The following is a 456-nucleotide window of genomic DNA, read 5'->3' on the forward strand; positions in this document are numbered from 1 at the left end:
GCAGCGTGTCGCTGCGCCCTTACGACAGTTGGCGCGACATCTGGAACATGATTGCGCGCACAGCGTTCACGCAACTGCATTATTCGCCGGTGCTGCTCGCGGGCACGCTCGCCGGCATGACGGTTATCTACCTCGTGCCGCCCGTCGCCGCGCTGGTGCTCGGGCCGACCGGCTGGCCCGCATGGCTCGCCTGGGCGGCCATGTGCTGCGCGTATGCGCCGATGCTCAGCTATTACCGTCGCTCGCCGCTGTGGGCGCCGTTTCTGCCGCTCATCGCGCTGTTTTATGTCGGCGCGACGTTCGCGTCGGCGGTGCGCTACTGGCGCGGGAAAGGCGGGCAATGGAAGGCGCGGGTTCAGGCGCCGGTGCAGGAACGTTGAGATGGGTGCGGCCCGCATCGGGCCGCACGAAGCAGTGCAGGGCGGTAACGAAAAAGCGGCGCACAAGCGCCGCTTC

At 67.8% G+C, this 456-nt stretch carries 1 pseudogene; it reads left to right on the forward strand.

The features are described 5' to 3' along the window. Positions 1-380: pseudogene (locus SB822_RS55000) on the forward strand (glycosyl transferase family 2); the annotation flags it as partial. Positions 381-456: the final 76 nt, after the last annotated feature.

This window comes from Paraburkholderia sp. SIMBA_054 (assembly GCF_046534875.1).
Lineage (GTDB): Bacteria > Pseudomonadota > Gammaproteobacteria > Burkholderiales > Burkholderiaceae > Paraburkholderia > Paraburkholderia hospita.